The sequence below is a fragment of the Arthrobacter humicola genome (assembly GCF_039531445.1).
GTDB lineage: Bacteria > Actinomycetota > Actinomycetes > Actinomycetales > Micrococcaceae > Arthrobacter > Arthrobacter humicola.
Genome location: NZ_BAAAQB010000029.1, coordinates 46,280 through 72,167, shown reverse-complemented (window position 1 = coordinate 72,167; position 25,888 = coordinate 46,280). Strand labels below are relative to the sequence as shown.

Below are 25,888 nucleotides of genomic sequence, written 5' to 3'. Positions count from 1 at the left end.
CGATGGGATCCGCAAAAAGCGGAGTCCCCAAACTGCGGAACGGGCCGAAGCAGCGAGGAAGTTGTACTTTCAACTTAAGGGTTACCCGGTTTAGTTGAAAAGTCAACTAAATGACGCCGGGCGACGTCGCGTGCACCCCGCTAGGGTTAAGCCGTGCCTGCCTCCGCTTCCCTGCCCAAGACCCTGCCGCCATCCACGGGGCACCGCCGGGAAATCCTCCGCCTGGCAGTGCCGGCCTTCGGAGCCCTGATTGCCGAACCGCTGTTCCTGCTCGCGGACTCGGCAATCGTGGGCCACCTCGGAGTGGCCGAACTGGCCGGCGTCGGGCTCGCATCGGCGGTCCTCCACACGGCCGTGGGACTCATGGTGTTCCTCGCGTACTCCACGACACCGGCGGTCGCGCGGGCCATCGGCAACGGCCAGCTCGCAAAAGCCCTCGCTGCCGGACGGGACGGCATCTGGCTGGCCCTCCTGCTGGGCATCGTCCTGGCGACCGCCGGCTTCCTGGCCGCCGGGCCCCTCCTGGACCTGATGGGTGCCCGCGGCGAGGTGCACGGGTATGCCATGGACTACCTGCGCGGGTCCATGCCGGGCCTGGTGGCGATGCTGCTCATCTTCGCGGGCACCGGCGTGCTGCGCGGGCTTCAGGACACCCGGACCCCGTTGGCCGTCGCCGCTGCCGGATTCACGCTGAACACCGTGCTGAACCTGTTCCTCGTCTACGGGCTGGGCTGGTCCGTGACAGGTTCCGCCGTGGGCACGAGCATCGCGCAATGGGCCATGGCGGCCGTGTACGTGCTGATCGTCCGGCGCAACGCCCGCAACCACGGGGTGTCCCTGCTGCCGGACTGGCGCGGGATCCGGGCCCTGACCAAGGTCGGCTCCTGGCTCATGCTGCGCACGCTCAGCCTGCGCATCGCGATTCTTGCCACGGTAGTGGTGGTGACGGCCCAGGGTCCAGTCAATCTTGCCGCGCACCAGCTGGCAATGACCATCTTCACGTTCTTCGCCTTCGCCCTGGACTCCCTGGCGATCGCGGCCCAGGCCCTGATCGGCAAGGAACTCGGGGCGGCCCGGCCCGGCGCCGTCCGGGCGCTGACGCGCACCATGACGCGGTGGGGACTCGGCTTCGGCGCCCTGACCGGGATCCTCCTCGCGGCGGCGGCGCCGTGGGCGGGCGCCCTCTTCACGTCCGACGCCGAGGTCCGGGCGGCGCTTACGCTCGCCCTGTGGGTCCTTGCCGCGGGCCAGCCGGTCGCCGGCTACGTCTTCGTCCTCGACGGCGTCCTCATTGGAGCCGGCGACGCCCGCTATCTCGCGATCGCCGGCGTCGTGAATCTCGCGGCCTATCTTCCCCTGCTCCTGGCGGTGCGGCACTCCGGCGCGGGCGGCGGCGCGGGGCTGCTGTGGCTCTGGGCCGCCTTCTCCCTGGGCTACATGGCGGCGCGGGCGCTGACGCTGGGCCTTCGGGCGCGGACGGACCGCTGGATGGTACTCGGCGCGCGGTGAGCCGGACCGGCCGGCCGACGCCGCCCGCCGCCGGACCTCCGCCGGCTGGCGTCCTGGTCCCGGCGCGCGCAGTGCCGGCTTCGCACTAAACTGGACGGGTGACTCTTCCCGCAGCGCCTGACGCGACCCCTGCCATCCGCGCCGCGGCCGACCTCTGGAAGCCCGTGCTGGTCAGGGCTGCCGTTGCGCTCGTGTTTGGCGCGGTGACCGTGTTCTGGGCCGCGCCATCCGAGGCGGGCATGGGCTGGGCCGGCGGCCTGTACCTGCTGGCCACCGGCGTTGTGCTGATCTGGACGGTGACGAAGTCCGGGTACCGTCCGCGTGAACGTGCTGGCAGGATCCTCTCTGCCGGCGGGGCCGTCCTGGCCGGGGCCGGTGCAGCCGTGGCCATGATCCCCAGCTCCCTCGTCTTCGGAACGATCGCCGCAATCGGTCTCGGCGTTGCCGGTATTGCGGAGCTGCTCGCGGGCATTCTGGGCCGCGGACGTTCCGTCCTGGCCCGGGACTGGATCGCCTCCGGCGTGATCGGGCTGGGCACGGCGATCGCGCTACCGTTCTTCATCGGCCTTGGTGCGCACGCGCTCCTCGGCGTGGCCGGCGGCGGGGCCATCATCAGTGGCGTCCTGTGGATGTTGTCCGGGCTGACCCTGCGGCATGATGCTCGGGGCGATTCCGCGGAGGCCGTAAACTAGTACCGACAGGTTCTACCCGGCGTAGAACAATTGCGGTAACAAGACAGCCACGCTTCCCGCGCAGGCTGCAGGAGGAAAACACCTTGGCACAGCAGAAATCCGGAGCGTCCCGCAACGTGCGGACCTCGGTCAAGGGAACGCTCATGTTCTCCGCGTTCTGGGCCGTCGTGGTGTTCTTCGGCGTCCTGATCTTCGCCTCGGGCGGCAGCGCCCGTTCGCCCCGCTTTGACCTGGCCTTCATCGGCGCCGGGATCGCCTTCATTGTGATCCTCGTGGTGGCCGCCATGCTCTCGATGAGCTACAAGGACAACGCCGAGCACTTGGGGAAGGGCTCCGGCGTCAACCTCAGCTCCAAGCGGTCGCCTTCCGGCCACGGCGGCCCATCTGTGCAGCCCGGGCCCGAAACCGGTGGCCCCGTCGATTCGGCCGATTCCGGCGACAACGGACCGCACGCCTGACGCCGCAGGCCTAACCACGCAACACCGGGGCCCCGCAGGTCAGGACACCGCCTTGCGAGCCCGGTATGCCGCCACGTGCGCGCGGTTGGCGCAGTTTCCCGTGTCGCAGTAGCGCTTCGAGCGGTTACGGCTCAGATCGAGCACGACGGCGTCGCAGTCTTCCGCCGCGCACACCAGCAGGCGGTCCATTTCCTTGCTGCGGATCACGTCCACGATCGCCATGGCCGCCTCCGTGCTCATGCGGTCGGCCAGCGGGGCCTCGGGCGTGGTGGCGTGCAAGTGCCAGTCCCACGGATGGTGCTTGACCAACTGGGGGAGTGCCCGGGCCTCGCGGAGCAGCCGGTTCACGGTCTCCGCGGCAGCGGCCTCCTCCGCCACCCAGAGCTCGGCGAGTTCGCCGCGGAGCCGCCGTATGCTTTCCAGCTCGGCCTGGTCCCATGTCCGGGAGCCAGTGAAGCCCTCAGCCGCCAGGAAACCGTCCAGGTCCTCGACCGTGGCCAGATGTTCCTGGCCGTTCGCGGCGGTGTTGATGAGGTTGACCACGGAACGCAGGGCAACTTCTGTGTCAGGGGCAAAGACCATCTTGACTCCTTACCTTGCGCGGGCGTAATGTCATGACCATAACCCCACTTTACTCCTGACAGGAGAATGCCGTGTCTGCCCCCCGCCGCACCGTCGCCGCCCCGGTCCAAGACCTTGCCGCCCTGTGGCCTGCCTCGGAACCGGCCGGCAGCGCAATGGGGGAGACAACGGGCACGGCGCGGGGCGCCACGGCCGGCACCAGGCGGTCCGGTGTTGCGTCCAGCTTCATGGCCTCGGGCCTGGGCATCGCGTTGTTCTCCTCGGCGGTCTTCGGCATCTCCGGATCATTCGCGAAGGCCCTCCTCGAAACGGGCTGGACGCCCGGGGCCGCCGTTACGGGCCGTCTCACCGGCGCCGCGCTGATCCTCGCGGTTCCCGCCATCCCGGCGCTGCGCGGCCGCTGGCACCAACTCAAGGACAACTGGCTGACCATCCTGCTTTTCGGCGTCATTGGGGTCGCCGCGTGCCAGCTGTTCTATTTCAATGCGGTGTCCCGGCTGTCGGTGGGCGTCGCCCTCCTGCTGGAGTACCTCGCGCCCGTCATCATCGTGTTGTGGCTGTGGGCCGCGAGCCGGAAGCGTCCCCGCCCGCTGACCATCGCCGGCACCCTGCTGTCGCTGGGCGGACTGGTGCTGGTCCTGGACCTGACGGGTGCCGTGAAGATCGACCTGATCGGCGTGCTGTGGGGAATAGCGGCCGCGGTCTGCCTCGCGATCTACTTCTTCATCACGGCCAAGGAAAACGACACCCTCCCGCCGATTGTCCTGGCTTCCGGCGGCCTGATGGTCGGAGCCGTCGTAATGTGGCTCGCGGCCGCCACCGGTCTGGTGCCGATGGCCTTCGGCACGGCCGACACGCGGCTGGGACCCTGGATCACCCCTTGGTGGGTCGCCCTCGGCGGCCTCGTGGTCCTGGCCACGGTCCTGGCGTACGTGTCCGGAATTGTCGCCGCGCGGGCACTCGGATCCAAGGTGGCGTCCTTCGTGTCGCTGACCGAAGTCCTCTTCGCCGTCATCTGGGCCTGGCTGTTGCTCGGCGAACTGCCCGGCACCATTCAGCTGCTCGGCGGTCTCTTGATCGTCGGCGGTGTGGTCCTGGTCCGGCTGGACGAACTGCGCGCCGCCCCGGTGCCGGCCCCGTTGGACCACGCGAACGACGTCGAACCCGTACCGTAGGCGCGTTCCGCCGGCGCCGGCCCCAATGCGGGTCCGGCGTCGTGTAGCGGTGCCCTCGTTCCCGGGCCTCGGGACACCTAGCATGGAGCTATGTGCCGAAATATCCGGACCCTCCATAATTTTGAACCCCATGCGACCACCGCCGAGGTGGAAGCCGCCGCGCTGCAGTACGTGCGCAAGATCAGTGGCAGCACCAGGCCGTCCAAGGCGAACGAAGAGGCCTTCAACCGGGCTGTACACGAGATTGCCCACGCCACCCAGCACCTGCTCGACTCCCTCGTGACCCACGCGCCGGCAAAGGACCGCGGAGAGGAAGCTGCCAAGGCCAAAGCCAAAGCTGCCGCCCGCTTTGGCGCGGCCTGAGGGGGACCCGGGCGAAGGCCGGCCTACCTGCCGAAGCTGCGCAGCCGCAGCGAATTGGCCACCACCAGCACGGAACTCGCGGCCATGGCGCCCCCTGCGATCATCGGATTCAGGAGTCCCAGGGCCGCTATGGGAATGCCGATGGCGTTGTAGAAAAAGGCCCAGAAGAGGTTCGTTTTGATGGTCGCCAGGGTCCGGCGGGAGAGCTCGATGGCCTGGGCGACCTGCCCCAGATCGTTGCCCATGACCGTCAGGTCGGCGGCCTCGATTGCAACATCCGTGCCGGAGCCCATCGCGATGCCCAGATCCGACTGGGCCAGCGCGGCGGCGTCATTGACGCCGTCACCGGCCATGGCGACAGTGGCGCCGTCGGACTGCAGCTTCCGCACCGCCTCGACCTTGCCCTCCGGCAGCACCCCTGCGAACACATCCTCCGGAGCTATGCCGACGGCGGCTGCCACCTGCGCGGCCACGGCGGCGTTGTCCCCGGTCAGGAGGATCGGCCGGAGACCCAGCCCGCGCAGCCGCGAGATCGCGGCTGCGGAGCCCGGCTTGAGCGTGTCCCGCAGGCTGATGATGCCGGCGGGCTCCCCGTCCACGGTGAGCCAGATCGCTGTGGCGCCGGAGGCTTCGGCGGTGCTGAGTGCCTCCAGTTGCGCGGCGGCGGGCGCGATGCCGTTCTGCTCCAGCCAGCCCGTACGGCCTGCCGTCAGGAGCCGGCCCTCGACGGTGCCCTGGACGCCGCCGCCGGGCGCGGAGCGGAAACCGGCGACGACGGCCAGGCCGGCGCCGCCGTTCGCGACCTCGCGGTTCCCTGCAGCCGGCGCCCCGGCCGCGGCGTCCGGTGACGTACCCGGTGCCGTAACCAGTGCCGCGTCCCGTGCCGCGGCAGTGATGGCGCGGGCGATCGGGTGTTCAGACGCGGCCTCCAGGGCTCCGGCCAGACGCAGAACCTCCGCAGGGGTGAACGCTCCGAAGGCCTCTGTTCCGTCGACGGCGAGGTGGCCGGTGGTCACGGTGCCGGTCTTGTCCAGCAGGATGGTGTCAACGGTCCGGGTGTCCTCGAGGACCTGGGGGCCCCGGATCAGGATGCCCAGCTGGGCGCCCCGGCCGGTTCCGGTGAGCAGCCCCACCGGGGTGGCCAGGCCCAGGGCGCAGGGGCAGGCAATGACGAGTACGGCGACGGCGGCCGTAAACGCTGCCCGGAGTTCGGCGTCGCTGATCTCCGGGCCGGCCGCGAGCAGCCAGGCGCCAAAGGTCACCACGGCGATGGCGAGGACCACTGGCACGAAGACGGCACTGATCCGGTCCGCGAGGCGCGCAATCTGCGCCTTGCCGGTCTGCGCCTCGGAGACCAACCGGCCCATCTGGGCCAAGGTGGTTTCGGCGCCGACGCGCGTGGCGCGGACCAGCAGCCGGCCGGAGGTGTTGATGGTGGCACCCGTGACCGAGCTGTCCGGGCCGACTTCCACCGGCACCGATTCACCCGTGACCAGCGACGCGTCGACCGCGGAGGACCCTTCGACGACGATGCCGTCAGTCGCAATCCTCTCGCCGGGGCGGACCACAATGAGGTCGCCTACCCCCAGCCGATCGGCGGGAATCTGCTGCTCCTGGCCGTCGCGGAGCACTGTGGCATCCTTGGCACCCAGATTCAGCAGTGCCTTGAGGGCGTCTCCGGCTTTTTGCTTGGCATTGGCCTCCAGATACCGGCCCAGCAGCAGGAACGTGGTGACTACCGAGGCAACCTCGAAGTAGAGTCCGCCGGAGTCCATCCCCGTTCCGTCCATCTCCGGGTGGGCGGTCATTAGCGGGTCCGCGAAGAGCTGCCAGGCCGAGAAGACGTAGGCCGCCGTCACGCCAATGGAGACGAGCGTGTCCATCGTGGAGGAGAGGTGCCGGGCGTTGACGGCGGCTGCCCGGTGGAATGGCCACGCCGCCCAGGTAACCACGGGCAGGGCGAGGAGGGCTGCTGCCCAGCCCCAGTTGGCGAAGTGGAAGGCCGGGAACATCGAAATGAGAAACACCGGGATGGTGAGGACGGCTGCCCCGACGAGCCGGGGGCCGAGCTTGGGGCTTTCGGCGGGGCCACTCGCGTCAGTCGGGTGCTTGGGGGGCCGGATCGTGGCCTTGTAGCCTGCCGCGGCGACGGTGGCGGTGATTTGTTCGTCTGTGATGGCCGCCGGGACGGTGACGTGGGCGGTCTCAAGGGGCAGATTGACGGAGGCTTCGACGCCGTGGAGTTTTCCGAGTTTGCGTTCGATCCGGTTGACGCAGGAGGCGCACGTCATGCCCTCGATATCGAGGTCAATGACACGGCTTCCGGATTGGTGCAGCAGTTGCTCGTTACGCACGGCGCCCTTCTGTTCTCATCGCTCGGTCCGTTCTGTGCCGTCCGCCGGCCCGCAAGGGCGCTCAGGCCTCGGTGGCGACCACGAGGTAGCCCGCTTCAGCGACCGCCTCGCCGATCTCGGCAAACGACAATGCTTCGCTGGAGGTGATCGTGACGCTGGAAATGCCGCCGGCCTTGAGGTCGACGTCGACCTTTTCGACGCCTGAGAGCGCCTCAAGTTCTTCGCTGACGGAGGACACACAGTGGCCGCAGGTCATTCCGGAAACGTTGACGGTAGTGGAAACGGTGCCCATGGCGTGCTCCTTGTCGCTGGGCAGGGGATGGTTCCCCGGCCCGGTGGTGGGGTGGGTGGTGCAGTTCTTAGCGCAGGAGGCGGCCGATGGCATCGGCGGCCTCTTTGACTTTGAAATCGATGGCTTCGGCCCGCAGTTCCGGATCCGGCTCCGAGGCGGCGCCGACGACGCAGTGGCCGATGTGCTCTTCCACGAGTCCCAGGCTCACCGCGTGCAGGGCTTTGGTGACGGCGGCAACCTGGGTGAGGATGTCGATGCAGTATTTGTCCTCATCAACCATGCGGGCGATGCCTCGCACCTGGCCTTCGATCCGCTTGAGCCGGCGCAGGTAGGCCTCCTTATTGGAGGTGTAGCCGCGCTCCTCGTGGGGCGCCAGGGGGGCTGTGACGGGAACTTCGGACTCGCTCATGCCCTCAACATATACCCCCTAGGGGTATGTTTTCAAGCGTCCGGGGCGGCCCGGCGGTGAATTCGGCGCATGGCGCAAATTAAAGAGCTCCGGAGTGCGTTATTGGGGGATACGCACTCCGGAGCAGCTATTGGGTAGGCGGTTCATCCGGCCTACGTATCGAGCTTACTCGGCGGTAGTGGGATAGCGCCAGCACCCCGAATAACTACTTTCGCTTTATTTTCCTGCCGCCGGAACGATCAGGATTGGATGCTCCTGATGGTGGCTCAGCCATGCCGCCACGGAGCCATTGAGCGCCGCCGAAATGCGGTGGCCGAGTCCGGGTTCCGGGGTCCCCACCACGATCATGAGCGCGTTCGTCTCGGTGGCCAGCCTGCCGATCGCCCGGGCCGGGTCGCCCGCCAGGGTGCGCAGGGACCAGTCGATGCCCAGGCCGCCGCAGCTTGCCTCAATGGTGGAGCGCAGCTCCTGGGTTGTCGCCCGGATCTCGTCGTTGTCCGTGTCCGGATGCAGCGACAGTCGGTGCGCGGACCGCTCAGGATCCCACTCCACGAGGTAGCTGGCCTCGTCCACATACGCGCAGACCAGAGGCGCGGCGAGGCGCTTGGCAAGCGCTCCCGCTGTCTGCAGCACCTCGGGATGCTGTCCCGGAAGCACGGCCACCACGACGGGCGAGGGCCCGGCGGCGGACTCGGCGGACTCGGCAGACATACTTCATTCTTGCCCGGCGGTGTCGCATTGAACAGGGACTTACTTCCCGGTCCCGCGGCCGGACCCGTTGCGGTGCCGGTCCCGGCGCATCCCTTGTACACCCCGGGGGTGGGGCCTACGGTTGAAGAACACAGGAGGAGGTGGCTGCCGTGGAGATCTATATGTGGTGGCTGGATCTGGATTTGGCGAGTAAGGAATGGCTCCGGGAAAACCTCCGGACCATCGAGCTGCCCGAGACCGTCAAGCGGGGGATCTTCGACGCCGGCGGCGCCGGATCATTGACGGACGCGGACTGGGACTTTATCGAGACGCAGTCGGAGTTCGTCGACTGACGGCGGGGCCCGGCACGCCGGCGCACCGTCCCGGGACCACGGCGGCATCGCAAGAAAACCGTTGCGGCCTTCCGGTGCGGGTGGTTGCATGGGGGGCATGGCTACTGCAGAGAGTTATATCCTGGCGATCGGCACCAAGAAGGGTCTGTGGCTGGCGACCAGCCCGGACCGGAGGGAATGGTCCCTGTCCGGGCCGCATTTTCTGATGAGTGAAGTGCCCAGCATCGGCATCGACAGCCGCGGCGGGCGGACCCGGATCCTGGTGGGGGTCCGCTCCGAGCACTGGGGTCCCACCGTCTTTCACTCGGATGACCTGGGCGGGACATGGGAGGAGCCCGAAAACGGCGCCATCACGTTCCCCGACGGCACGGACGCCGCCTTGGAGCGAATCTGGCAAATCCACCCCGATGCCGAGTCCCGTCCCGGCGTCGTCTGGGCAGGGTGCGAGCCGATCTCCGTCTGGAAATCGACCGATGGCGGCGAGCACTTCGAGCTCAATCGCGGCCTCTGGGATCATCCGCACCGCAGCGAATGGGGTGCCGGCTATGGCGGCGCCGCGGCCCACTCGATCGTCGTTGACCCCACGGGCGAGAAAGTTCACGTCGCCATGAGCACAGGCGGGGTCTACCGCTCGCTCGACGGCGGAGCTTCCTGGGAACCCCGCAACAGGGGGATCTCCGCCTACTTCATGCCGGACCCCAACCCGGAATTCGGCCAGTGCGTCCACAAGATCGCGGCGGACGCCGCCGTCGACGGCCGCCTGTATGCGCAGAACCACCACGGCGTGTACCGCAGCGACGACGACGCCGAATCGTGGGAATCGATCGCCGAAGGGCTCCCGGCGGACTTCGGCTTTGTGATGCTGACGCACCCGCGCCGGGCCGGTACGGCCTGGGTGATCCCGCTGAAGGCCGACGGCGAGCGGATTCCGCCGGACGGCAAGCTGGCGGTGCACCGGACGGACGACGCCGGTGCCAGCTGGAAGCGGCTCGACTCCGGTCTGCCGGACCCCGAGTACAACGCCGTGCTGCGCGATGCTGCGTGCGTCGACGAGGCCGAGCCCGCCGGCGTCTACTTCGGAACGCGGGGCGGCAGCGTCTATGCCAGTGCCGACGAGGGGGAGCACTTCAGCGAAGTGGCCTCGCACCTGCCGGACGTGCTGTGCGTGCGGGCTGCTACGGTTTCCGCTGCCCTGCTCCCGATGCAGCTGTGAGCCAGTGCAGCCGTGAAGGGCTGGAAACGCATGAACGGCGTCGTGACTAACGGCGTGCCCGTGCCGGCGGATTCCGCGATCAGTGTGGTCCTGCCGAGCGTCCTCCAACCGCTGGCCGGCGGGCAGTCCATCCTGACTGCGCCCGCGGAGGAAGCGGTGACGGTGGAGTGGGTGCTCGATACGGTGACCGGGGATTATCCGGCGCTGTCGCGGCGGTTGCGGGATGAAACCGGAACCGTTCGCCGTTACGTGAATATATACGTCAACGGGAATGAGATCCGGCGGCTGCAGGGCTTGGTGACGACGGTGGCACCGGGCCAGGAAGTCCTGATCATCCAGTCCGTGGCGGGAGGCTGACGCTTCAGGCGACCCGCCAGACGGTGCATTCGTCCGCGTTGATGGCCTTCCGCATGCCGGAATGGCGGTCCATGATCCAGACGACGCCGATTCCGGGCGCCGTCTCCTGGACGCGGCCGCGGCGGATCACGACATCGTCGTAGTTCGGGCCGACGCGCAAACGGGCCTCGATCTCGTCGCCGCGGTGCAGCTGGTCGAGGGCACGGATACGGGTTACATGGGCTTTCGCTTCCTTCAACATGACGGGGCCTCCTGGACTGGAGTTGGTGCCTGCTCTTGCCGGCCCTTCCAGTGTCCTGCGCCAATGTTGCGTCCGCGTTTCAGTGCGGTAAGGGGACGGTTAGTTTTCGGCGGCGGCCCGATTTCCGGCCCCGGCTCCGGTCCGATTCTTGCTCCGATGGCCGCCTGGGCACGTTCTTTGACCGCCTGCACGCGCGACGGCGGCCCGCCCCCGAAGGGACGGGCCGCCGTCGTAGGTGCGGAACTTCCGGTTGAGCGGGGTGCCCGGTCAGGAGCGCCGCGGCCGGACTACTTGACGCCGAGCTGCTTCGTGGGCACCTTGAAGGTTTCCTTGGCCGTCAGGGCCGCGATGGTGGCGATCAGGCAGATGACTGCGGTGAAGATGCTGATCTGGACCCAGCCGCCGGGCTGGATGCCGCCCATGGCCGCCACGATCGCGGGGGCGAAACCCGCCATGAGGAAGCCCAGCTGGGTGCCGATGGCGAGGCCGGAGAAGCGGACGTTGGTGCTGAACATCTCGGCGTAGAAGGAGGGCCAGACCGCGTTGGCGGCAGCGTAGCCGAAGGAGAAGAACGCGATTGCCGTAAGGAACATGAGCGGGACGTTGCCGGACTCGAGGCTCAGCAGGAAGACCGGGGTCAGGGCTGCGCTGGACAGTGCGCCGTAGATGAAGACCGGCTTCCGGCCTATCTTGTCGGCGAGCATGCCGAAGAGCGGCTGGGTGCCCAGGGCCATGAAGTTGGCGCCGACGACGAGCCAGAGCGTGGTGGTGCCGTCCACGCCGGCAACGTTCTTGGCGTAGCTGATGGCCAGGGTCCCGAAGACAGTGGACACGGCGGCGATGAAGGCGCAGGCGATGACGCGGAGGACATCGCGCCAGTGGCCCTTGAGGAGGTCGGCCACCGGGAGCTTGGAGATCTGCGCGGTCTTCCGGGCTTCCTCGAATGCCGGCGGTTCGTGCAGGGTGCGGCGTATGAAGAACGCGACCAGCACAACCACGGCGCTGAGCCAGAACGGGATGCGCCAGCCAATGCTGTACTTGATGTCATCGGGCAGCGCCAGGACGGGGATGAAGACGAGGGCAGCGAGGATCTGGCCGCCCTGGGTGCCCGTGAGCGTCCAGGAGGTGAAGAACGAGCGACGGTTGTCCGGGGCGTGCTCCAGCGTCATGGATGACGCGCCGGCCTGCTCGCCGGCCGCGGAGAAGCCCTGGCAGAGACGTGCCAGCACCAGTAGGACAGGGGCCCACCAGCCCACCGTCTTGAAGTCCGGAAGGCAGCCGATGACGAAGGTGGAGGCCCCCATCAGCAGAAGCGTGAACATGAGGACCTTCCGGCGGCCGATCCTGTCACCGAAGTGGCCAAGGACGACGGCGCCGATCGGGCGGGCAATGTAGGCGAAGCCGAAAGTGGCGAAAGACATGATCGCCGCGTTGGTGTCGGCATCAGGGAAGAAAACATGCGGGAAGATCAGTGCCGCTGCCGAACCGAAGATGAAGAAGTCGTAGTACTCGACGGCGCTGCCCAGGAAGCTGGCAAGGGCCGCCTTCTTCGGCGTCCCTCCCGTGGTGGTGCCCGTCGCGGACGGGAGAGTCTGGCTCATGGTGTTCCTTTTGTGTGACGACGTTGTCGCGGATGGATCAGGAATGTCTCGACTGCCGCTTGCTTAAGTTTGGTGCAGCCGGAGGTCCGTGGAAAGACCCGGACTAGTAGCCACATGGTGGAAGCTACTTGTGCGATGTAGCAATCATGACTGTGAGCGCAGTCACCTGTCAAGAAAAATAATCACCATCTAGAAATAGCTCTCACTATGTGGGAGCATCATTGTATGAGTGTGAATCAAGGCACAGAAGAGTCCACCGTCTCCGCCGCCCCGGGGGAGGCCCTTGTGAAGCCTGCCAAGGCCGCCAAGGAGGACTCGCGGACGGACATGGTGGGGAAGGCCCTGGGCCTGCTGGTCCTCCTGGGCGACGAGCCGCGCGGCGCCAGCGCCGCGGAGATCTCCCGCCGGGCCGATCTGCCGTTCAGCACCACGTACCGCCTGCTCGGCTCGCTGACGCGGGACGGCTTCGTGGACTACGAGCCCGACGGGCGCCGCTACCACCTGGGCCTGCGCGTCTTCCAGCTTGGCCAGCGGGTTTCCAATCATCACGGCTTCGCAGGCACGGCACTTCCCATCCTGCGCCGGGTGACCGAGGAAACGGGCGAGGCCACCATTCTTTCCGTGCGTGACGGCATCCACCATCTGACGGTGAACAAGGTGGACGGCCCGCAGACCTTCCGTGTCACAAGCGATCCAGGCCATCTGGGGGCGCTGCACACCACCTCGGTGGGCAAGGTGCTGGTGGCGTTCGCCGATGACGCCACCCGCGCCCAGCTTCTCGATGAACTGCCCCTCGATCCGCTGACAGAGCATTCCATCACCGATCGCGACGCGTTCCGGGCGGAGATCGAACTGGTCCGCCGCCGTGGCTACGCCACGATGGACGAGGAAAACGAGGCCGGCATGCGCGCCGTCGCGGTTCCGGTGTTCAACGCCCAAGGTCACGCGTTTGCCTCCCTCGCCACGGCCGTGCCGGTGTTCCGGCTCAGCATGGAGGACCTGGTGGCCTGTGTGCCCCTGCTCCAGTCGGCCGCAGCTGAGCTCTCGGCCCGGCTGCCCCAGCGGTGACGTGCTCCGCGTGCCGCTCTGGGGTGCCCCGGGACGGCGGGCGCCGTCGCAACAATATGTTCGTCATTCGAACAAGAGTGCAACATGTGAACAAATTCTGTAGTGTAATCCCTATCACCCGGCCCGCCGCAGACGCCTCAAGCGCCACGGCCCGCCGAGTCAGTTGTCAAAGGAGCTAACCGGATGAGCAATCGAGCAGAATCCTTCCTCGTGGGACTCGTGGGAGACGGTGTCATGCCGTCCCTCACGCCCTACATGCATGAACGCGAAGGTGACGTCCAGGGCCTCCGGTACCTCTACCGCCCCATCGACCTGATCGAACTTGGCCTGCCAGGTCAGGCCGTGGGGGAGCTGCTGTCCGGTGCCCGGAGCCTCGGGTTCAACGGATTGAACATCACCCACCCCTGCAAACAGCTCGTGCTCGACTACCTTGACGAGGTCTCCGCCGACGCCCGGCGACTCGGCGCCGTCAACACCGTGGTCATCCGGGACGGCCGCTTCATCGGGCATAACACAGACTTTTCCGGCTTCGCGGCGGCCCTGGCCTCCGGCCTCCCGGGGGCCGCCCTGGACCGCGTGGTCCAGCTGGGAGCCGGCGGTGCCGGATCCGCCGTCGCCTACGCCCTGCTCACGGCGGGTGTCCGGGAACTGGACCTCGTGGACACGGATGCGGCGCGCTGCGCCGCCCGGGCTGCCGAACTCGCAGGGTTCTTCCCGGACCGGACGGTCACGGCCCGCACGACGGCGGAGCTGCCGCAGCTCATGCCCCGGGCCGACGGCCTGGTGCACTGCACCCCGGTGGGCATGGCCGCCCATCCGGGTGTTCCGCTGGACATGTCCCTCGTGGAGTCCCGGCACTGGGTGGCCGACATCGTGTACCGGCCGATCGAAACCGAGCTCGTCCGCGCGGCCCGGGCCAAGGGCTGCGACGTCCTTGACGGCGGCCGGATGGCGGTGGGGCAGGCCGCGGACGCGTTCCGGATCTTCACCGGGCGGGAGCCCGACGCGGACCGCATGCGCTCCCACTTCCTGGAACTCGTGGCCGCGGAAGAGGTGGCAGCCTGATGCGCACCGGAATCGCGACCGTCTGCCTCTCCGGCACCCTGCGGGAAAAAATGCAGGCCTGTGCGGTTGCCGGCTTTGACGGCATTGAAATCTTCGAACAGGACCTCGTCACGTCATCGCTGAGCCCGGAGGATGTCCGGAAACTGGCCGCCGACCTCGGACTCACGCTGGACCTCTACCAGCCGTTCCGCGACTTCGACAGCGTTCCCGAGGACCTGCTCGCCTCCAATCTGCGCCGCGCGGACGCCAAGTTCCGGCTCATGTCCCGGCTGGGCATGGACACCATGCTGCTGTGCTCCAACGTGGGCACGGCCACGATCGACGACGACGAACTCAGGGCCGCCCAGCTCTCCCGGCTCGCGGACCTCGCGGGCGAATACGGTGTCAAGGTCGCCTACGAGGCCCTGGCCTGGGGCAAATACGTCAGCGACTACGAGCACGCCCACCGGCTGGTTGACATGGTGGACCACCCCCACCTAGGCACCTGCCTGGACTCCTTCCACATCCTCTCCCGCGGCTGGGACACTGCGCCGATTGAGGCCTTCGACCCGGCGAAAATCTTCTTCGTCCAGGTGGCCGATGCCCCCAAGCTGACGATGGACGTGCTGTCCTGGAGCCGGCACTACCGGGTGTTCCCGGGCGAGGGCCAGTTCGACCTCGCCAAGTTCATGGGCCACGTGGTCCGCGCCGGCTATACCGGACCGGTATCGCTGGAAGTGTTCAACGACGTGTTCCGCCAGTCCGACGTCGAACGCACGGCTGTCGATGCCATGCGGTCGCTGATCTGGCTCGAAGAGCAGAGCGCCCGATGGCTCGAGGCCAACCCGGCCGCGGCTGAAAGCGGTGCGGCCGGCACTGCGGCCCGGCGCCGTTACCCGATGGAGCTTGCCACGCTTCCCCGGGTGGCCGAGCCCGCCGGCTTCAACTTCGCCGAAGTCCGGGCCGGGGACACCGCCGGCCTGGAAACGCTGCTCAGCCAGCTGGGATTTGCGTTCAACGGGCGCCATCGCACCAAGAACGTGCAATTGTGGACCATGGGCCGCGCCCGCTTGATCATCAACGAAGAACCCGCCGCCGGTCAGCAGGCGGCTGCCGCCGCTGCCATTTCCACTGCAATTTCTCCTGCCATTTCCGCGCTGGGGTTCGATGTCGACTCTCCCGTCATCGCCGCCGCCCGCGCCCAGCAGCTCAAGGCCCCCGCGGTGCCGCGCAAGAGCCAGGCCAACGAGGAAGTCTTCCAGGGTTTCGCAGCGCCGGACTCCACCGAGATATTCCTCTGCCAGGGCAGCCCGGACGGCACGGCAGCCTGGGTCGGCGAATTCGGGGAGCCTCACGAACCCGGCAACGCACGGCCTCCCGTTGTTGCAGCCGGCGGCACCGCTCCCGCCGCGGGCCCCGTAGCCGGTGCCGTGATTGACCACGTGAACCTCGCCCAGCCGTGGCAGCACTTCGACGAGGCCGTGCTGTTCTACACGAGCGCCCTCGCGCTGGAACCGCAGCCGTATGCCGAGGTGGCGAGCCCCACCGGGCTGGTCCGCTCCCAGGTGATGCTCACCGAGGACCGGGGCGTCCGCCTGGTGCTGAACCTGGCACCGCTGCTGCAGCAGGAGGCCGCCGGAACAAAAGAACCCGGCGAGTCCGGGACCGGCCACCGCCGCACCTACCAGGAGCACGTGGCCTTCGCCGTGACTGACCTCGTGGCCACCGCCCGCGCCGCCCGGGACCGCGGCCTGGACTTCCTGCAGATTCCGGCGAACTACTACGAGGACCTCGACGCCCGGTTCGCCCTGGACCCGGACTTCCTGGCCACGCTCCGCGAGCTCAACCTGCTCTATGACCGTGATGCCGACGGCGAATTCCTGCATTTCTACACGGCCACCGTAGGCAGCGTGTTTTTCGAAATGGTGGAACGCCGCGGCGCCTACGACGGCTACGGCGCTCCGAACGCACCCGTACGGCACGCCGTCCAGTACGACCACCTGCACCAGCTGACCCGCAGTTCCTGATCCCCACCCGACCAACAACCACACCCAGGAAAGGAGGTTGCTGTGCCTGAAGAATTGAACCTCGAGATCTTCAACGCCGACCCGATCACCGAAGACGTGTCCGACGAAGCCATGGAGGCCGCACCAAAGACGTACGCGCCGCTCGATGCCGCCGCAGAGTCGCAGGCGGACCTTAGCGCCGAGATGAAGGCGATCGGCGAGGCCTACGCGCGGGCCCTCAAGAACGGCGCCCCGGCCGAAACCCAGCCGCGGCTCGACTACGCGCCCTACCGCAGCAGCGTCCTGCGCCACCCCACCAAGGACTTGCACCACGCGGACCCGGAAACCATCGAGCTCTACTCTCCGGCGTTCGGGCACATGGACGTGCACGCGCTGGAGGCGGACCTGACCATCCAGCACAATGGTGAACCGCTGGGCGAACGCATCGTGGTCGCCGGCCGCGTGCTCGACGGCGACGGCCGTCCCGTCGCCGGCCAGCTCGTGGAGATCTGGCAGGCGAACGCCGCCGGCCGCTACATCCACAAACGGGACCAGCACCCGGCACCGCTGGACCCCAACTTCACCGGCCTCGGACGCTGCATCACGGGCGCCGACGGCTCCTACAGCTTCACCACCATCAAGCCCGGCGCCTACCCCTGGAAGAACCACCTCAATGCCTGGCGACCGGCCCACATCCACTTCTCCCTGTTCGGGCAGGAGTTCACCCAGCGGATCGTCACCCAGATGTACTTCCCCGGTGACCAGCTCTTCCCGCTGGACCCGATCTACCAGTCGATCGTGGACCAGGACGCCCGCGACCGGCTCGTGGCCAGCTACAACCACGAGCAGACCAAGCCTGAATGGGCTCTGGCGTACAACTGGGACATCGTCCTGACCGGGCCCAAACGGACGTGGACCGAGAACGAGGCATTAGGTGCAGCAGGCGACGAGAATGAATAGGCGCATCATGAGTAAACTCACCCCGACACCGGGCCAGACCGTGGGCCCGTTCTTTGGCTACGCCCTACCCTACGCCAAGGACCGCGAGCTGCTCGCCCCCGGATCCCCGGGCTCCATCCGGCTCCAGGGCACTGTCTATGACGGCGCCGGCCACCCGATTCCGGACGCCATCCTGGAAATCTGGCAGGCCGACGCGGACGGCAAGGTTCCGCACCACACGGGCTCCCTGGTCCGTGACGGCTATACCTTCACCGGGTTCGGCCGCAGCGCGGTGGGCAACACCGGCGTCTTCACGTTCACGACCGTGAACCCGGGACCCACCGAAGAGGGTGCGGCGCCGTTCATCGCTGTTGCGGTCTTCGCCCGCGGCCTCATGAACCGCCTGTTCACCCGGATCTACCTGCCGGAGAACGAGGAGGCCCTGGCCCAGGATCCCCTGCTGTCCTCGCTGGAGCCGGACCGCCGCGAGACCCTGATCGCGCGCCGGGATCCCGACGGCGGCCTGACCTGGGACATCCGCCTCCAAGGCGACGGCGAGACCGTGTTCCTGGATTTCAGCGACGTCGAGGGTGCCTCGAAGTGACCTCCTTCGAGACCGGCGGCGGCGCCGGCCTGCACGGCGACTTTGGCCTGCTGAACCCCGTGTCGGCGTCGCCCCTGGTGACGGCGCTGACCGGGGACCGTGCAGTGCTCGCCGCCATCCTGGAGGTCGAGGCGGCCTGGGCGGCGGTCCTGGATGAGGCGGGCCTCGCCCCGGCCGGGTCCGCAGCGGTGGTGGCCACGGCCGCGCAGGTGCAGCGGTACGACGTCGCAGACATCGCCGTGCGCGCTCAGGGCGGGGGAAACCCGGTCATCCCGCTGCTCGCTGACCTCCGTGAACAGGTCAGGGCCCTGGACGGCGCTGGCCTTGGCGCGGTACGGGCCGTCCACACGTCGCTGACCAGCCAGGACGTCCTCGACTCGGCCCTGATGGTGCTCGCCACCAGGGCCGTGCGCGAGCTGCTCACCGAGCTCACGGCGGCGACGTCGGCCCTCGCCGGCCTGGCCGAAGCCCATGCCCGGACGCTCTGCGTGGGCCGCAGCCTGACCCAGCACTCGCTGCCCTTCAGCTTCGGGCTCCGGGCCGCGCAGTGGTTTGCCGGGCTGGCCGCCGCCGGCCGCCGGCTCGAAGCACTCGAACTGCCGGTCCAGACCGGCGGCGCCGCCGGGACCCTGGCCGCCGGCACTGTACTGACATCCGGCGCTGCACTGACGCCCGGCACCGGGCTCATCGCCGGGCCGCTGTCACCCTTCGATCTCTCCGACCGGCTGGCCGCCCGCCTCGGACTCGCCACCGTTCCGGCGCCCTGGCACACCAACCGTGTTGCCGTGACCTCGCTCGGCGATGCCCTGGCCACCGTGACGGACGCTGCCGGAAAGATTGCCGCCGACGTCCTGTTCCTGAGCCGGCCGGAAGTGGCCGAGCTCGCCGAACCGCGTGCCGCGGGCCGCGGCGTGTCCTCGGCCATGCCGCAGAAGCAGAACCCGGTGCTGTCCGTGCTGATCCGCAGCGCCGCCCTGCAGGCGCCGGCCCTGGCCGCTCAACTCCACCTTGCCGCCGCCAATTTCAACGACGAGCGACCCGACGGAGCCTGGCACAGCGAATGGGCGGCCCTGCGCCAACTGCTGCGCCTGGCCCTCGGCGCCGCGGGACAGCTCCGCGAACTGGCCGAAGGGCTGCAGGTGTTCCCCGGTTCCATGCGACGCAACCTCGACCTCGCCGGCCCGCTGCTTCTCGCCGAAGCCGTCAACTCCGCCGTCGCGCCGCTTCTGGACGCCCGCAGCGCCGGGGCGGGACCGGGCCGTGCCGGCAAGCAACTACTGCAGGAGGTCGTCGACCAGACCCTCCAGGCCCCGGCCTCGGAGCAGGCGGCCATCTACCGGAAACTGCTCCGGGCGGCCGTCCCTGAGGAACTGCTCGCGGACAGCCGGCTTGAGGAGCTCCTGGACCCGGCCAACTACCTCGGCCAGGCCGTTGAGATCACCCGCCGCATCCTCGCTGCGTACCCGGAATACGCCGCCGGCCCGGCCGCACCCGAATATGACCGTGCCACCGCCCACCAACTCCAGAACGGAGCCTCCCGTGGCTAGACCTACCGTCAAAGCAGTCCTGCTCTCGCCCCAGCGCGCGCTCGGCGACAAGCCCCTCCTGATCGTGGCTCCCTCGCTCGGAACGTCCTCCCTGCTGTGGAGCCAGGCCGGCACCCTGCTGGGGTCCGACGTCGACGTCGTGGCCTGGGACCTGCCCGGCCACGGCGTCTCGCCCGCGGCGCAAGAGACGTTCACTGTCGCTGAACTGGCCGACGCCGTGATCGGCCTGGTCGATTCGATCGCCCCCGGCGCACGCTTCCACTACGCCGGGGTGTCGCTCGGCGGGGCCACCGGCCTGCAACTGGGCATTAAGCACGGCGACCGGCTCAAGAGCCTCTCCGTGCAGTGCTCCGGCGCGAAGCTCGGCACTCCCGAGGGCTGGCTGGAACGGGCCGAGACTGTGCGCACCCAGGGAACCCCGGTGATGATCCAGGGCTCCGCTCAGCGCTGGTTCGCCCCGGGGTTCATGGACCGTCAGCCGGAGCTCAGCGGCCGGCTCCTGCACACCCTCCGTGACGCCGACCGCTTCAGCTACGCCTTCTGCTGCGAGGCCCTGGCGGGCTTTGACGTCCGGGACCAGCTCGGCACCATCCGCGTCCCCACCCAGGTGATTGCCGGCGCCCTGGACTCCGTGGCTCCGCCCTCGATGGCCGAGGAAGTGGCCGCGGGCATCACCGCCGGCGGCGGCACCGCCACGGCCGTCAGCCTGGAGGGCGTAGCACACCTGGCCCCGTTCGAGGCACCTGCCCACGTTGCCGATCTAATCAAGAGCCTCATCACCTGGACCGAGACCCAAGGAGCCGGCGAATGAGCGGCCCCGAGCTCGACGGACCCCGGCGAAACGGCGTAGTCCAGCCCGGCGCGACAAGCCAGGAAATCTACGACGGCGGCATGAAAGTCCGCCGTGAAGTCCTCGGCGCCGCGCACGTGGACCGTGCCAACGCCAGCAAGGATTCCTTCACCGAGGACTTCCAGGACATGATCACCAGGATCGCCTGGGGCGGCATCTGGACCCGGCCCGGGATCAGCCGGCAGATGCGTTCCGCCGTCACCATCACCGCCATGGTGGCGCACGGGCACTGGGAAGAACTGGCCATGCATATCCGCGCCGCCATCACCAACGGCCTGAGCCGGGATGAGATCAAGGAAATCCTGCTCCAGACCGCCATCTACTGCGGAGTCCCCTCCGCCAACACCGCCTTCAAGACCGCCCAGCAGGTGTTCCATTCCATGGACAACGAAGCAATGGAAACTGCAGAAATGGACGACGAATCATGAACCAGGCCTTTATTTACGATGCCGTGCGGACGCCGTTCGGGAAGTTCGGCGGCGGGCTCGCGGCCGTGCGTCCGGATGATCTTGCCGCGCACGTGATCCGCGAGGCGGTGAAGCGTACCCCGGGCCTCGATGTCGAGCGGATTGACGAGGTGGTGTTCGGCAACGCGAACGGCGCGGGCGAGGAAAACCGCAACGTCGCCCGGATGGGCACCCTGCTGGCGGGGCTGCCGGTCTCAATCCCGGGCACCTCGGTCAACCGGCTGTGCGGATCCTCGCTGGACGCGGCGATCATCGCCTCCCGGCAGATCAACACCGGTGACGCCGAGCTCATGCTGGTCGGCGGCGTCGAGTCGATGTCCCGCGCTCCTTGGGTGCTGCCCAAGACCGAGAAGCCCTACCCGGCCGGGGACCTGAACCTGGCCTCAACGACGCTGGGCTGGCGCCTGGTGAACCAGGCCATGCCGGCGGACTGGACCATCTCCCTGGGCGAGGCCACCGAACGGCTGGCCGAGAAGTACGGGATCACCCGCGCGGCGCAGGACGAGTTCTCCGCGGCCTCCCACAACCTGGCCGCCGCGGCGTGGGACGAGGGCTTCTATGACCGCCTGGTCACCCCGGTTCCGGGCACGGACCTGGTCCGCGACGAAGGCATCCGGGCGGGTTCCTCTGCGGAGAAGCTCGCAGGGCTCAAGACCGTGTTCCGGACCGTGAACGGCACCGTCACCGCCGGGAACGCCTCGCCGCTCTCCGATGGCGCGTCGGCGGCGTGGCTGGGATCCGAGAGGGCCGCAGGGCTGCTGGGGATGGACCCGCTGGCCCGGATCGCGGGGCGCGGCGCGCACGCGAACGATCCCCAGTTCTTCGGCTACGCCCCGGTTGAAGCCGCGAACAAGGCCCTCGCGAAGGCCGGGATCAGCTGGGACGAGGTCGGCGCCGTCGAACTGAACGAGGCGTTCGCCGCGCAGTCCCTGGCGTGCATCAACGCCTGGGGCATCGATGCCTCGATCGTGAACCGGCACGGCGGCGCGATCGCGATGGGCCACCCGTTGGGCGCCTCGGGCGGCCGGATCCTGGGCACCCTGGCCCGCACCCTGCAGGCCACCGGTCAGCGCTGGGGCGTCGCCGCGATCTGCATCGGCGTCGGCCAGGGCCTGGCCGTCGTCCTCGAAAACGTCACCACCGCCGCATTGGCATAACCCGCCGGCCTAACCCGCCGCCCCAAGGAGAACACAGCCATGCTGAATTTCATTGACACTGTCGGCGAGGCCGTCGCCGGCATCAAGGACGGCTCCACCGTCATGATCGGCGGCTTCGGCAACGCCGGCCAGCCGTTCGAACTCATCGACGCGCTGCTGGAGTGCGGCGCCACCGACCTCACCGTGGTGAACAACAACGCCGGCCAGGGCGACCAGGGCCTGGCCCTGCTGATCAAGGAGGGTCGGGTGAAGAAAATGATCTGCTCCTTCCCCCGCCAGTCTGACTCCTGGCACTTCGACGCCAAATACAAGGCCGGGCAGATCGAGCTCGAACTCGTCCCGCAGGGGAACCTCGCCGAGCGGATCCGCGCCGCCGGCGCCGGGATCGGCGGCTTCTTCACGCCCACCGGCTACGGCACCATGCTCGCCGAGGGCAAGGAAACCCGCTTCCTGGACGGCAAGTGGCAGGTGTTCGAGACCCCGATCCACGCCGACGTCGCCCTCATCAAGGCGCTCACGGCCGACGGCAAGGGCAACCTCGTCTACCGCAAGACGGCCCGGAACTTCGGCCCCATTATGGCCGCCGCGGCCACACACAGCATTGTCCAGGTCTCCGAGATCGTGCCCACGGGCGGCCTGGACCCGGAGGTCATCGTGACCCCCGGAATCTACATCAACAGCATTGTGAAGGTGGCCTGAGATGAGCATCCCGACAAATGACCAGGCAAGTGTCCGGACCATCCAGACGTCCGAGAGGCCTCTGGGCCGTGACGACCTCGCCCGCCTCGTGGCAAAGGACATCACGCCCGGATCCTTCGTGAACCTCGGCATCGGACAGCCCACCCTGGTCTCCAATTATCTGCAGCCGGAGCAGAACGTCACGCTCCACACCGAGAACGGCATGCTCGGCATGGGCCCGGAAGCCACCGGGGACCAGATCGACGGCGACCTCATCAACGCCGGCAAGATCCCCGTGACCGAACTGCCCGGGGCATCCTACTTCCACCACGCTGACTCCTTCGCGATCATGCGCGGCGGGCACCTGGATATCTGCGTGCTCGGCGCCTTCCAGGTCTCCGCCACGGGCGACCTCGCCAACTGGCACACCGGCGCCCCGGACGCGATCCCCGCCGTCGGCGGTGCCATGGATCTCGCCACCGGTGCCAAGGACGTGTTCGTCATGATGACGCTCCTGACCCGCGACGGCGCGTCCAAGCTGGTGGAGACGTGCACCTACCCGCTCACCGGGATCGGCTGCGTGACCCGCGTCTACACCGACAAAGCCGTCTTCCTGACCGGACCCGATGGCGTCCAGGTCCGGGAAACCTTTGGTTGCACCCTCGAGGAACTCCAGGACATGGTTCCCGTCCCGCTCCGGGCCGCGTCCGCGGACGGAAGCTGACGGCCCTGCACGGGGACACCCTGCGCCCGGATAAAGTGATGCGGGACCGGGAGGCGAGAAATGATTGAGGCAGCCAAGAGCGGCGGCTCGCCCGCGGCCAGCGACCAGTACGTGCAGTCGCTGGCACGCGGGCTCGCCGTGATCCGCGCCTTCGATACCGAACACCCCAAGATGACGCTGACCGAGGTCGCGGCCCGGACCGAACTGACCCGGGCCACGGCCCGGCGGTTCCTGCACACCCTCGTGGAACTGGGCTACGTCCGCACCGACGGCAAGATCTTCGCCCTGACCGCCAAGGTGCTGCAACTCGGCTACGCCTACTTGTCCGGGTTGTCCCTTCCCCAGCTCGCCCAACCGCACCTGGAGAAACTCTCGCTCGAACTGGGGGAGTCGACGTCGGCCGCGGTGCTCGAAGGCACCGACATCGCCTACGTCGCCCGGGTATCCACCCGGCGGATCATGACCGTCGGGATCACGGTGGGCACCCGCTTCCCCGCCTACGCGACCTCGATGGGCCGGGTGCTGCTCGCGGCCCTGCCGCCGGCCCAGCTGGATGAGTACCTCGCGGCCGCCGAGATCCGGCCCCTCACGCCCGGGGCCATCGGGACGCGGGCTGACCTCCTGGCGGAACTGGACACGGTCCGCGCCCAGGGCTGGTGCCTGCTGAACCAGGAACTGGAGCTGGGACTGATGTCCATCGCGGCGCCCGTCCACGACGGACCCAAGGTGGTGGCAGCCGTCAACGTCTCGCTACAGGCCCAGACGGTGTCCGCTCAGCCCGACCCCGGGGCCTATCTGGCTGCGGTACGTGAAGCGACTCTGGCCACCGCAGAACTCATCTCAGAGGACCTGACCTCGGGCCGATGAAGCCCCCTTGAGGACCGGCCAGCCGGTCAGACAGGCGGACCTGAGATGGGTCCCGTTGAAACCCGGATCGTGACGCCCGCGGGATCGTCACTGATTTTCAGGTGCAGATCCCGGCCCACCAGCAAGGTGTGGATGTCGTCGCTGCCTTCCGGCGCGATCTGCTCGGCCAGCCGCGTGACGGCCAGTGCCATGGCCCGGCCCCAGTCGTGGGGATCCATGCTGGATGATTCAGCGGTCGCTGAATACTTCTCTGGTTCAGTCATCTGCCCCCGCTTTCGGTGTCCGGAGCGTCGGCTCCGGCACATCAGGAGGCCCAGTCTAGTGACACCGCCCAGCCGGCGTCCACGAATCCCGCCAGCCCTGCACAGATTGCGCGGGCACTCCGGCTAGGATTTCACTTCGGGACCTCTCCCGCCATTCGCCCCGAAGGACGCCATGACTGAGAACAACACCGCGACGTCGGAGACCCCGGAGATCCCGGACACCACAGGGTCCAGGCGCGCCGCCGTGGTCATCAACCCCATGAAGTCCCCCGGAGAGAGCTTCCGTGCCTCCTTCTTCCGCCTGTGCGAGACCCAGGGCTGGGCCGAGCCGCTCTGGCTGGAGACCACCAAGGAAGACACCGGCCTCGGCCAGGCCCGCGAGGCCTTGGAGGCGGGAGTCGACGTGGTGATCGCCGCGGGCGGCGACGGAACAGTCCGCTGCGTGGCGGAGGTCCTTGCGGGCACCGGGACTCCGATGGGCCTGGTACCGATGGGCACCGGCAATCTGCTGGCCCGCAACCTCGGGGTCGACATCACCGACCCCGTGGCCGCCAGCTACGACGTCCTGAGCGGCACGGACGCCAAAGTGGATGTGGTGAAGGCCAGGCTGGACCACGCCGAGGAGGAGCACACCTTCCTTGTCATGGCAGGACTTGGGTACGACGCCGCGATCATGGCCAACACCGTGGATCAGCTCAAGGACCGCGTGGGCTGGCTCGCCTATGTCGAAGCGGGCATCCGGCACCTGCCGGGCAAGCCCATCAGGGCGAAGATCAGCATTGACGGCCAGCACCCGGTGCGGCGCCGGATCCGCAGCGTCATGGTCGGAAACTGCGGCAAAATCATGGGCGGCGTGGAGATCTTCCCCGACGCCAAGGTCGACGACGGCATCCTCGACGTCGTGATCCTGGCCCCAGTCGGCCGGTTCGGCTGGCTGGGCGTGCTGGCCGGCGTCTTCGGCCGGAACAACCCCAAGAACTCTTCGGTCGAGTACTTCGCCGGAAAGTCAGCCGAGATCGAGCTCGCCCACGAGCAGGAATTCCAGCTCGACGGCGACCCCCTCGGCAAGGCCAAACACCTCAGCGTCACGGTGGAACACGAGGCACTCACGGTCCGGATGACGGCCGTCTAGATGGGGGCCAACCGAGTACTACCCGGACGCTGAGCCGAACGGTCGTTCGCAAAGGCAAGTAATCAGCACTCGTGACGGGCGGCACGGGCACCGGCTTGTATAGGCAGTGGCATCACAGAGATGCTGCCGTCTAGCAGTAGGGGTTGGCCGTGGCGATTCCATCCGAAGAATCCGAGCTCATGGCCTCGCCGGCCCCTCTCCGGGTCGCCGTCATAGGCGCAGGCTACTGGGGACCCAACCTGGCCCGCAATTT

General features: G+C 68.2%; 29 protein-coding genes. 21 read left to right on the top strand and 8 right to left on the bottom strand.

Annotated elements, in window-relative coordinates; translation table 11 throughout:
- The first annotated feature begins 153 nt into the window (after positions 1-153).
- From ABD243_RS09805 to ABD243_RS09795, 3 genes are all read left to right on the top strand, one after another.
- Entirely contained in the window at positions 154-1,509 is a 1,356-nt protein-coding gene (locus ABD243_RS09805; protein ID WP_344364858.1) for an MATE family efflux transporter, read from the top strand.
- 98 nt (positions 1,510-1,607) lie between these two features.
- The gene (locus ABD243_RS09800; protein WP_344364855.1) at positions 1,608-2,201 is read left to right on the top strand and encodes a hypothetical protein; all 594 of its coding nucleotides are present in this window, start codon (positions 1,608-1,610) and stop codon (positions 2,199-2,201) included.
- A gap of 83 nt (positions 2,202-2,284) precedes the next feature.
- A complete protein-coding gene (locus ABD243_RS09795; RefSeq protein WP_091248436.1) occupies positions 2,285-2,659 on the top strand; it encodes a hypothetical protein in 375 nt (124 codons plus the stop codon).
- A gap of 39 nt (positions 2,660-2,698) precedes the next feature.
- On the opposite strand, the gene ABD243_RS09790 is transcribed toward ABD243_RS09795, so the two are convergent.
- A complete protein-coding gene (locus ABD243_RS09790; protein ID WP_344364852.1) occupies positions 2,699-3,241 on the bottom strand; it encodes a CGNR zinc finger domain-containing protein in 543 nt (180 codons plus the stop codon).
- Between the two features lie 227 nt (positions 3,242-3,468).
- On the opposite strand from ABD243_RS09790, the gene ABD243_RS09785 reads away from it, so the two are divergent.
- Entirely contained in the window at positions 3,469-4,416 is a 948-nt protein-coding gene (locus tag ABD243_RS09785; RefSeq protein ID WP_344365302.1) for an EamA family transporter, read from the top strand.
- A 90-nt stretch (positions 4,417-4,506) separates the two neighbouring features.
- A complete protein-coding gene (locus ABD243_RS09780; RefSeq protein WP_116766764.1) occupies positions 4,507-4,779 on the top strand; it encodes a DUF2277 domain-containing protein in 273 nt (90 codons plus the stop codon).
- 23 nt (positions 4,780-4,802) lie between these two features.
- Here ABD243_RS09780 and ABD243_RS09775 read toward each other — a convergent pair whose 3' ends face one another.
- From ABD243_RS09775 to ABD243_RS09760, 4 genes are all read right to left on the bottom strand, one after another.
- Positions 4,803-7,133, bottom strand: coding sequence for a heavy metal translocating P-type ATPase (locus ABD243_RS09775; protein WP_344364849.1), 2,331 nt, complete (start codon positions 7,131-7,133; stop codon positions 4,803-4,805).
- A gap of 61 nt (positions 7,134-7,194) precedes the next feature.
- A complete protein-coding gene (locus ABD243_RS09770; RefSeq protein ID WP_344364847.1) occupies positions 7,195-7,425 on the bottom strand; it encodes a heavy-metal-associated domain-containing protein in 231 nt (76 codons plus the stop codon).
- 67 nt (positions 7,426-7,492) lie between these two features.
- Complete coding sequence (locus tag ABD243_RS09765; protein ID WP_344364844.1) at positions 7,493-7,834, bottom strand: metal-sensitive transcriptional regulator; 342 nt, start codon at positions 7,832-7,834, stop codon at positions 7,493-7,495.
- A gap of 216 nt (positions 7,835-8,050) precedes the next feature.
- Entirely contained in the window at positions 8,051-8,545 is a 495-nt protein-coding gene (locus tag ABD243_RS09760; RefSeq protein ID WP_116766760.1) for a universal stress protein, read from the bottom strand.
- Between the two features lie 149 nt (positions 8,546-8,694).
- Between ABD243_RS09760 and ABD243_RS09755 the strand changes: the two genes are divergently transcribed.
- From ABD243_RS09755 to ABD243_RS09745, 3 genes are all read left to right on the top strand, one after another.
- Positions 8,695-8,877: a hypothetical protein gene (locus ABD243_RS09755; protein WP_091248826.1), complete on the top strand. Its 183-nt coding sequence runs from the start codon at positions 8,695-8,697 to the stop codon at positions 8,875-8,877.
- A gap of 88 nt (positions 8,878-8,965) precedes the next feature.
- Positions 8,966-10,090, top strand: a complete 1,125-nt coding sequence (locus ABD243_RS09750; RefSeq protein ID WP_344364840.1) for a WD40/YVTN/BNR-like repeat-containing protein — start codon at positions 8,966-8,968, stop codon at positions 10,088-10,090.
- A 30-nt stretch (positions 10,091-10,120) separates the two neighbouring features.
- Positions 10,121-10,447, top strand: a complete 327-nt coding sequence (locus ABD243_RS09745; RefSeq protein ID WP_344365300.1) for a MoaD/ThiS family protein — start codon at positions 10,121-10,123, stop codon at positions 10,445-10,447.
- Positions 10,448-10,451: 4 nt separating this feature from the next.
- Here ABD243_RS09745 and ABD243_RS09740 read toward each other — a convergent pair whose 3' ends face one another.
- Together ABD243_RS09740 and ABD243_RS09735 are read right to left on the bottom strand one after the other, a co-directional pair.
- Positions 10,452-10,688 carry a hypothetical protein gene (locus ABD243_RS09740; protein WP_116766757.1) on the bottom strand — a complete coding sequence of 79 codons (237 nt, stop codon included), beginning with the start codon at positions 10,686-10,688 and terminating at the stop codon, positions 10,452-10,454.
- Positions 10,689-10,975: 287 nt separating this feature from the next.
- Positions 10,976-12,289, bottom strand: a complete 1,314-nt coding sequence (locus ABD243_RS09735; RefSeq protein WP_116766756.1) for an MFS transporter — start codon at positions 12,287-12,289, stop codon at positions 10,976-10,978.
- 225 nt (positions 12,290-12,514) lie between these two features.
- Here ABD243_RS09735 and ABD243_RS09730 point away from each other — a divergent pair, with 225 nt between their 5' ends.
- The 12 genes from ABD243_RS09730 to ABD243_RS09675 all read left to right on the top strand — a co-directional run bounded on the left by ABD243_RS09730 (position 12,515) and on the right by ABD243_RS09675 (position 24,240).
- Positions 12,515-13,357: an IclR family transcriptional regulator gene (locus ABD243_RS09730; RefSeq protein WP_344364836.1), complete on the top strand. Its 843-nt coding sequence runs from the start codon at positions 12,515-12,517 to the stop codon at positions 13,355-13,357.
- Between the two features lie 183 nt (positions 13,358-13,540).
- Positions 13,541-14,422 carry a shikimate dehydrogenase gene (locus ABD243_RS09725; RefSeq protein WP_344364833.1) on the top strand — a complete coding sequence of 294 codons (882 nt, stop codon included), beginning with the start codon at positions 13,541-13,543 and terminating at the stop codon, positions 14,420-14,422.
- A complete protein-coding gene (locus ABD243_RS09720; protein ID WP_344364831.1) occupies positions 14,422-16,428 on the top strand; it encodes a bifunctional sugar phosphate isomerase/epimerase/4-hydroxyphenylpyruvate dioxygenase family protein in 2,007 nt (668 codons plus the stop codon). Before ABD243_RS09725 ends, ABD243_RS09720 begins: the two co-directional genes overlap by 1 nt.
- A gap of 42 nt (positions 16,429-16,470) precedes the next feature.
- Entirely contained in the window at positions 16,471-17,367 is an 897-nt protein-coding gene (gene pcaH / locus ABD243_RS09715; protein WP_425547166.1) for a protocatechuate 3,4-dioxygenase subunit beta, read from the top strand.
- Between the two features lie 7 nt (positions 17,368-17,374).
- Entirely contained in the window at positions 17,375-17,950 is a 576-nt protein-coding gene (pcaG, locus tag ABD243_RS09710; protein WP_344364828.1) for a protocatechuate 3,4-dioxygenase subunit alpha, read from the top strand.
- A complete protein-coding gene (locus ABD243_RS09705; protein ID WP_344364825.1) occupies positions 17,947-19,497 on the top strand; it encodes a lyase family protein in 1,551 nt (516 codons plus the stop codon). The genes pcaG and ABD243_RS09705 overlap by 4 nt, the downstream gene beginning before the upstream one ends.
- Positions 19,490-20,308 carry an alpha/beta fold hydrolase gene (locus ABD243_RS09700; protein ID WP_344364822.1) on the top strand — a complete coding sequence of 273 codons (819 nt, stop codon included), beginning with the start codon at positions 19,490-19,492 and terminating at the stop codon, positions 20,306-20,308. Before ABD243_RS09705 ends, ABD243_RS09700 begins: the two co-directional genes overlap by 8 nt.
- On the top strand, positions 20,305-20,775 hold the full coding sequence (pcaC, locus tag ABD243_RS09695; protein WP_344364820.1) for a 4-carboxymuconolactone decarboxylase: 471 nt from the start codon (positions 20,305-20,307) through the stop codon (positions 20,773-20,775). Before ABD243_RS09700 ends, pcaC begins: the two co-directional genes overlap by 4 nt.
- Complete coding sequence (locus ABD243_RS09690) at positions 20,772-21,971, top strand: thiolase family protein (protein WP_344364817.1); 1,200 nt, start codon at positions 20,772-20,774, stop codon at positions 21,969-21,971. The genes pcaC and ABD243_RS09690 overlap by 4 nt, the downstream gene beginning before the upstream one ends.
- 39 nt (positions 21,972-22,010) lie before the next feature.
- A complete protein-coding gene (locus tag ABD243_RS09685) occupies positions 22,011-22,670 on the top strand; it encodes a 3-oxoacid CoA-transferase subunit A (RefSeq protein ID WP_344364815.1) in 660 nt (219 codons plus the stop codon).
- A gap of 1 nt (position 22,671) precedes the next feature.
- Complete coding sequence (locus tag ABD243_RS09680) at positions 22,672-23,373, top strand: 3-oxoacid CoA-transferase subunit B (protein ID WP_344364812.1); 702 nt, start codon at positions 22,672-22,674, stop codon at positions 23,371-23,373.
- A gap of 60 nt (positions 23,374-23,433) precedes the next feature.
- Entirely contained in the window at positions 23,434-24,240 is an 807-nt protein-coding gene (locus tag ABD243_RS09675) for an IclR family transcriptional regulator domain-containing protein (protein ID WP_344364809.1), read from the top strand.
- A 26-nt stretch (positions 24,241-24,266) separates the two neighbouring features.
- Here ABD243_RS09675 and ABD243_RS09670 read toward each other — a convergent pair whose 3' ends face one another.
- The gene (locus ABD243_RS09670) at positions 24,267-24,503 is read right to left on the bottom strand and encodes a hypothetical protein (RefSeq protein ID WP_344364807.1); all 237 of its coding nucleotides are present in this window, start codon (positions 24,501-24,503) and stop codon (positions 24,267-24,269) included.
- Between the two features lie 172 nt (positions 24,504-24,675).
- Here ABD243_RS09670 and ABD243_RS09665 point away from each other — a divergent pair, with 172 nt between their 5' ends.
- Positions 24,676-25,635: a diacylglycerol/lipid kinase family protein gene (locus tag ABD243_RS09665; RefSeq protein ID WP_344364805.1), complete on the top strand. Its 960-nt coding sequence runs from the start codon at positions 24,676-24,678 to the stop codon at positions 25,633-25,635.
- The last annotated feature ends 253 nt before the right edge of the window (positions 25,636-25,888 follow it).

What these genes read in the sequence shown, in the direction of transcription:
- ABD243_RS09790 (WP_344364852.1), bottom strand. Translation starts at nt 3,241, where the DNA reads ATGGTCTTTGCCCCTGACACAGAAGTTGCCCTGCGTTCCGTGGTCAAC.
- ABD243_RS09785 (WP_344365302.1), top strand. Translation starts at nt 3,469, where the DNA reads ATGGCCTCGGGCCTGGGCATCGCGTTGTTCTCCTCGGCGGTCTTCGGC.
- ABD243_RS09780 (WP_116766764.1), top strand. Translation starts at nt 4,507, where the DNA reads ATGTGCCGAAATATCCGGACCCTCCATAATTTTGAACCCCATGCGACC.
- ABD243_RS09770 (WP_344364847.1), bottom strand. Translation starts at nt 7,425, where the DNA reads ATGGGCACCGTTTCCACTACCGTCAACGTTTCCGGAATGACCTGCGGC.
- ABD243_RS09765 (WP_344364844.1), bottom strand. Translation starts at nt 7,834, where the DNA reads ATGAGCGAGTCCGAAGTTCCCGTCACAGCCCCCCTGGCGCCCCACGAG.
- ABD243_RS09760 (WP_116766760.1), bottom strand. Translation starts at nt 8,545, where the DNA reads ATGTCTGCCGAGTCCGCCGAGTCCGCCGCCGGGCCCTCGCCCGTCGTG.
- ABD243_RS09750 (WP_344364840.1), top strand. Translation starts at nt 8,966, where the DNA reads ATGGGGGGCATGGCTACTGCAGAGAGTTATATCCTGGCGATCGGCACC.
- ABD243_RS09745 (WP_344365300.1), top strand. Translation starts at nt 10,121, where the DNA reads ATGAACGGCGTCGTGACTAACGGCGTGCCCGTGCCGGCGGATTCCGCG.
- ABD243_RS09740 (WP_116766757.1), bottom strand. Translation starts at nt 10,688, where the DNA reads ATGTTGAAGGAAGCGAAAGCCCATGTAACCCGTATCCGTGCCCTCGAC.
- ABD243_RS09735 (WP_116766756.1), bottom strand. Translation starts at nt 12,289, where the DNA reads ATGAGCCAGACTCTCCCGTCCGCGACGGGCACCACCACGGGAGGGACG.
- ABD243_RS09730 (WP_344364836.1), top strand. Translation starts at nt 12,515, where the DNA reads ATGAGTGTGAATCAAGGCACAGAAGAGTCCACCGTCTCCGCCGCCCCG.
- ABD243_RS09725 (WP_344364833.1), top strand. Translation starts at nt 13,541, where the DNA reads ATGAGCAATCGAGCAGAATCCTTCCTCGTGGGACTCGTGGGAGACGGT.
- ABD243_RS09720 (WP_344364831.1), top strand. Translation starts at nt 14,422, where the DNA reads ATGCGCACCGGAATCGCGACCGTCTGCCTCTCCGGCACCCTGCGGGAA.
- pcaG (WP_344364828.1), top strand. Translation starts at nt 17,375, where the DNA reads ATGAGTAAACTCACCCCGACACCGGGCCAGACCGTGGGCCCGTTCTTT.
- pcaC (WP_344364820.1), top strand. Translation starts at nt 20,305, where the DNA reads ATGAGCGGCCCCGAGCTCGACGGACCCCGGCGAAACGGCGTAGTCCAG.
- ABD243_RS09690 (WP_344364817.1), top strand. Translation starts at nt 20,772, where the DNA reads ATGAACCAGGCCTTTATTTACGATGCCGTGCGGACGCCGTTCGGGAAG.
- ABD243_RS09685 (WP_344364815.1), top strand. Translation starts at nt 22,011, where the DNA reads ATGCTGAATTTCATTGACACTGTCGGCGAGGCCGTCGCCGGCATCAAG.
- ABD243_RS09680 (WP_344364812.1), top strand. Translation starts at nt 22,672, where the DNA reads ATGAGCATCCCGACAAATGACCAGGCAAGTGTCCGGACCATCCAGACG.
- ABD243_RS09675 (WP_344364809.1), top strand. Translation starts at nt 23,434, where the DNA reads ATGATTGAGGCAGCCAAGAGCGGCGGCTCGCCCGCGGCCAGCGACCAG.
- ABD243_RS09670 (WP_344364807.1), bottom strand. Translation starts at nt 24,503, where the DNA reads ATGACTGAACCAGAGAAGTATTCAGCGACCGCTGAATCATCCAGCATG.
- ABD243_RS09665 (WP_344364805.1), top strand. Translation starts at nt 24,676, where the DNA reads ATGACTGAGAACAACACCGCGACGTCGGAGACCCCGGAGATCCCGGAC.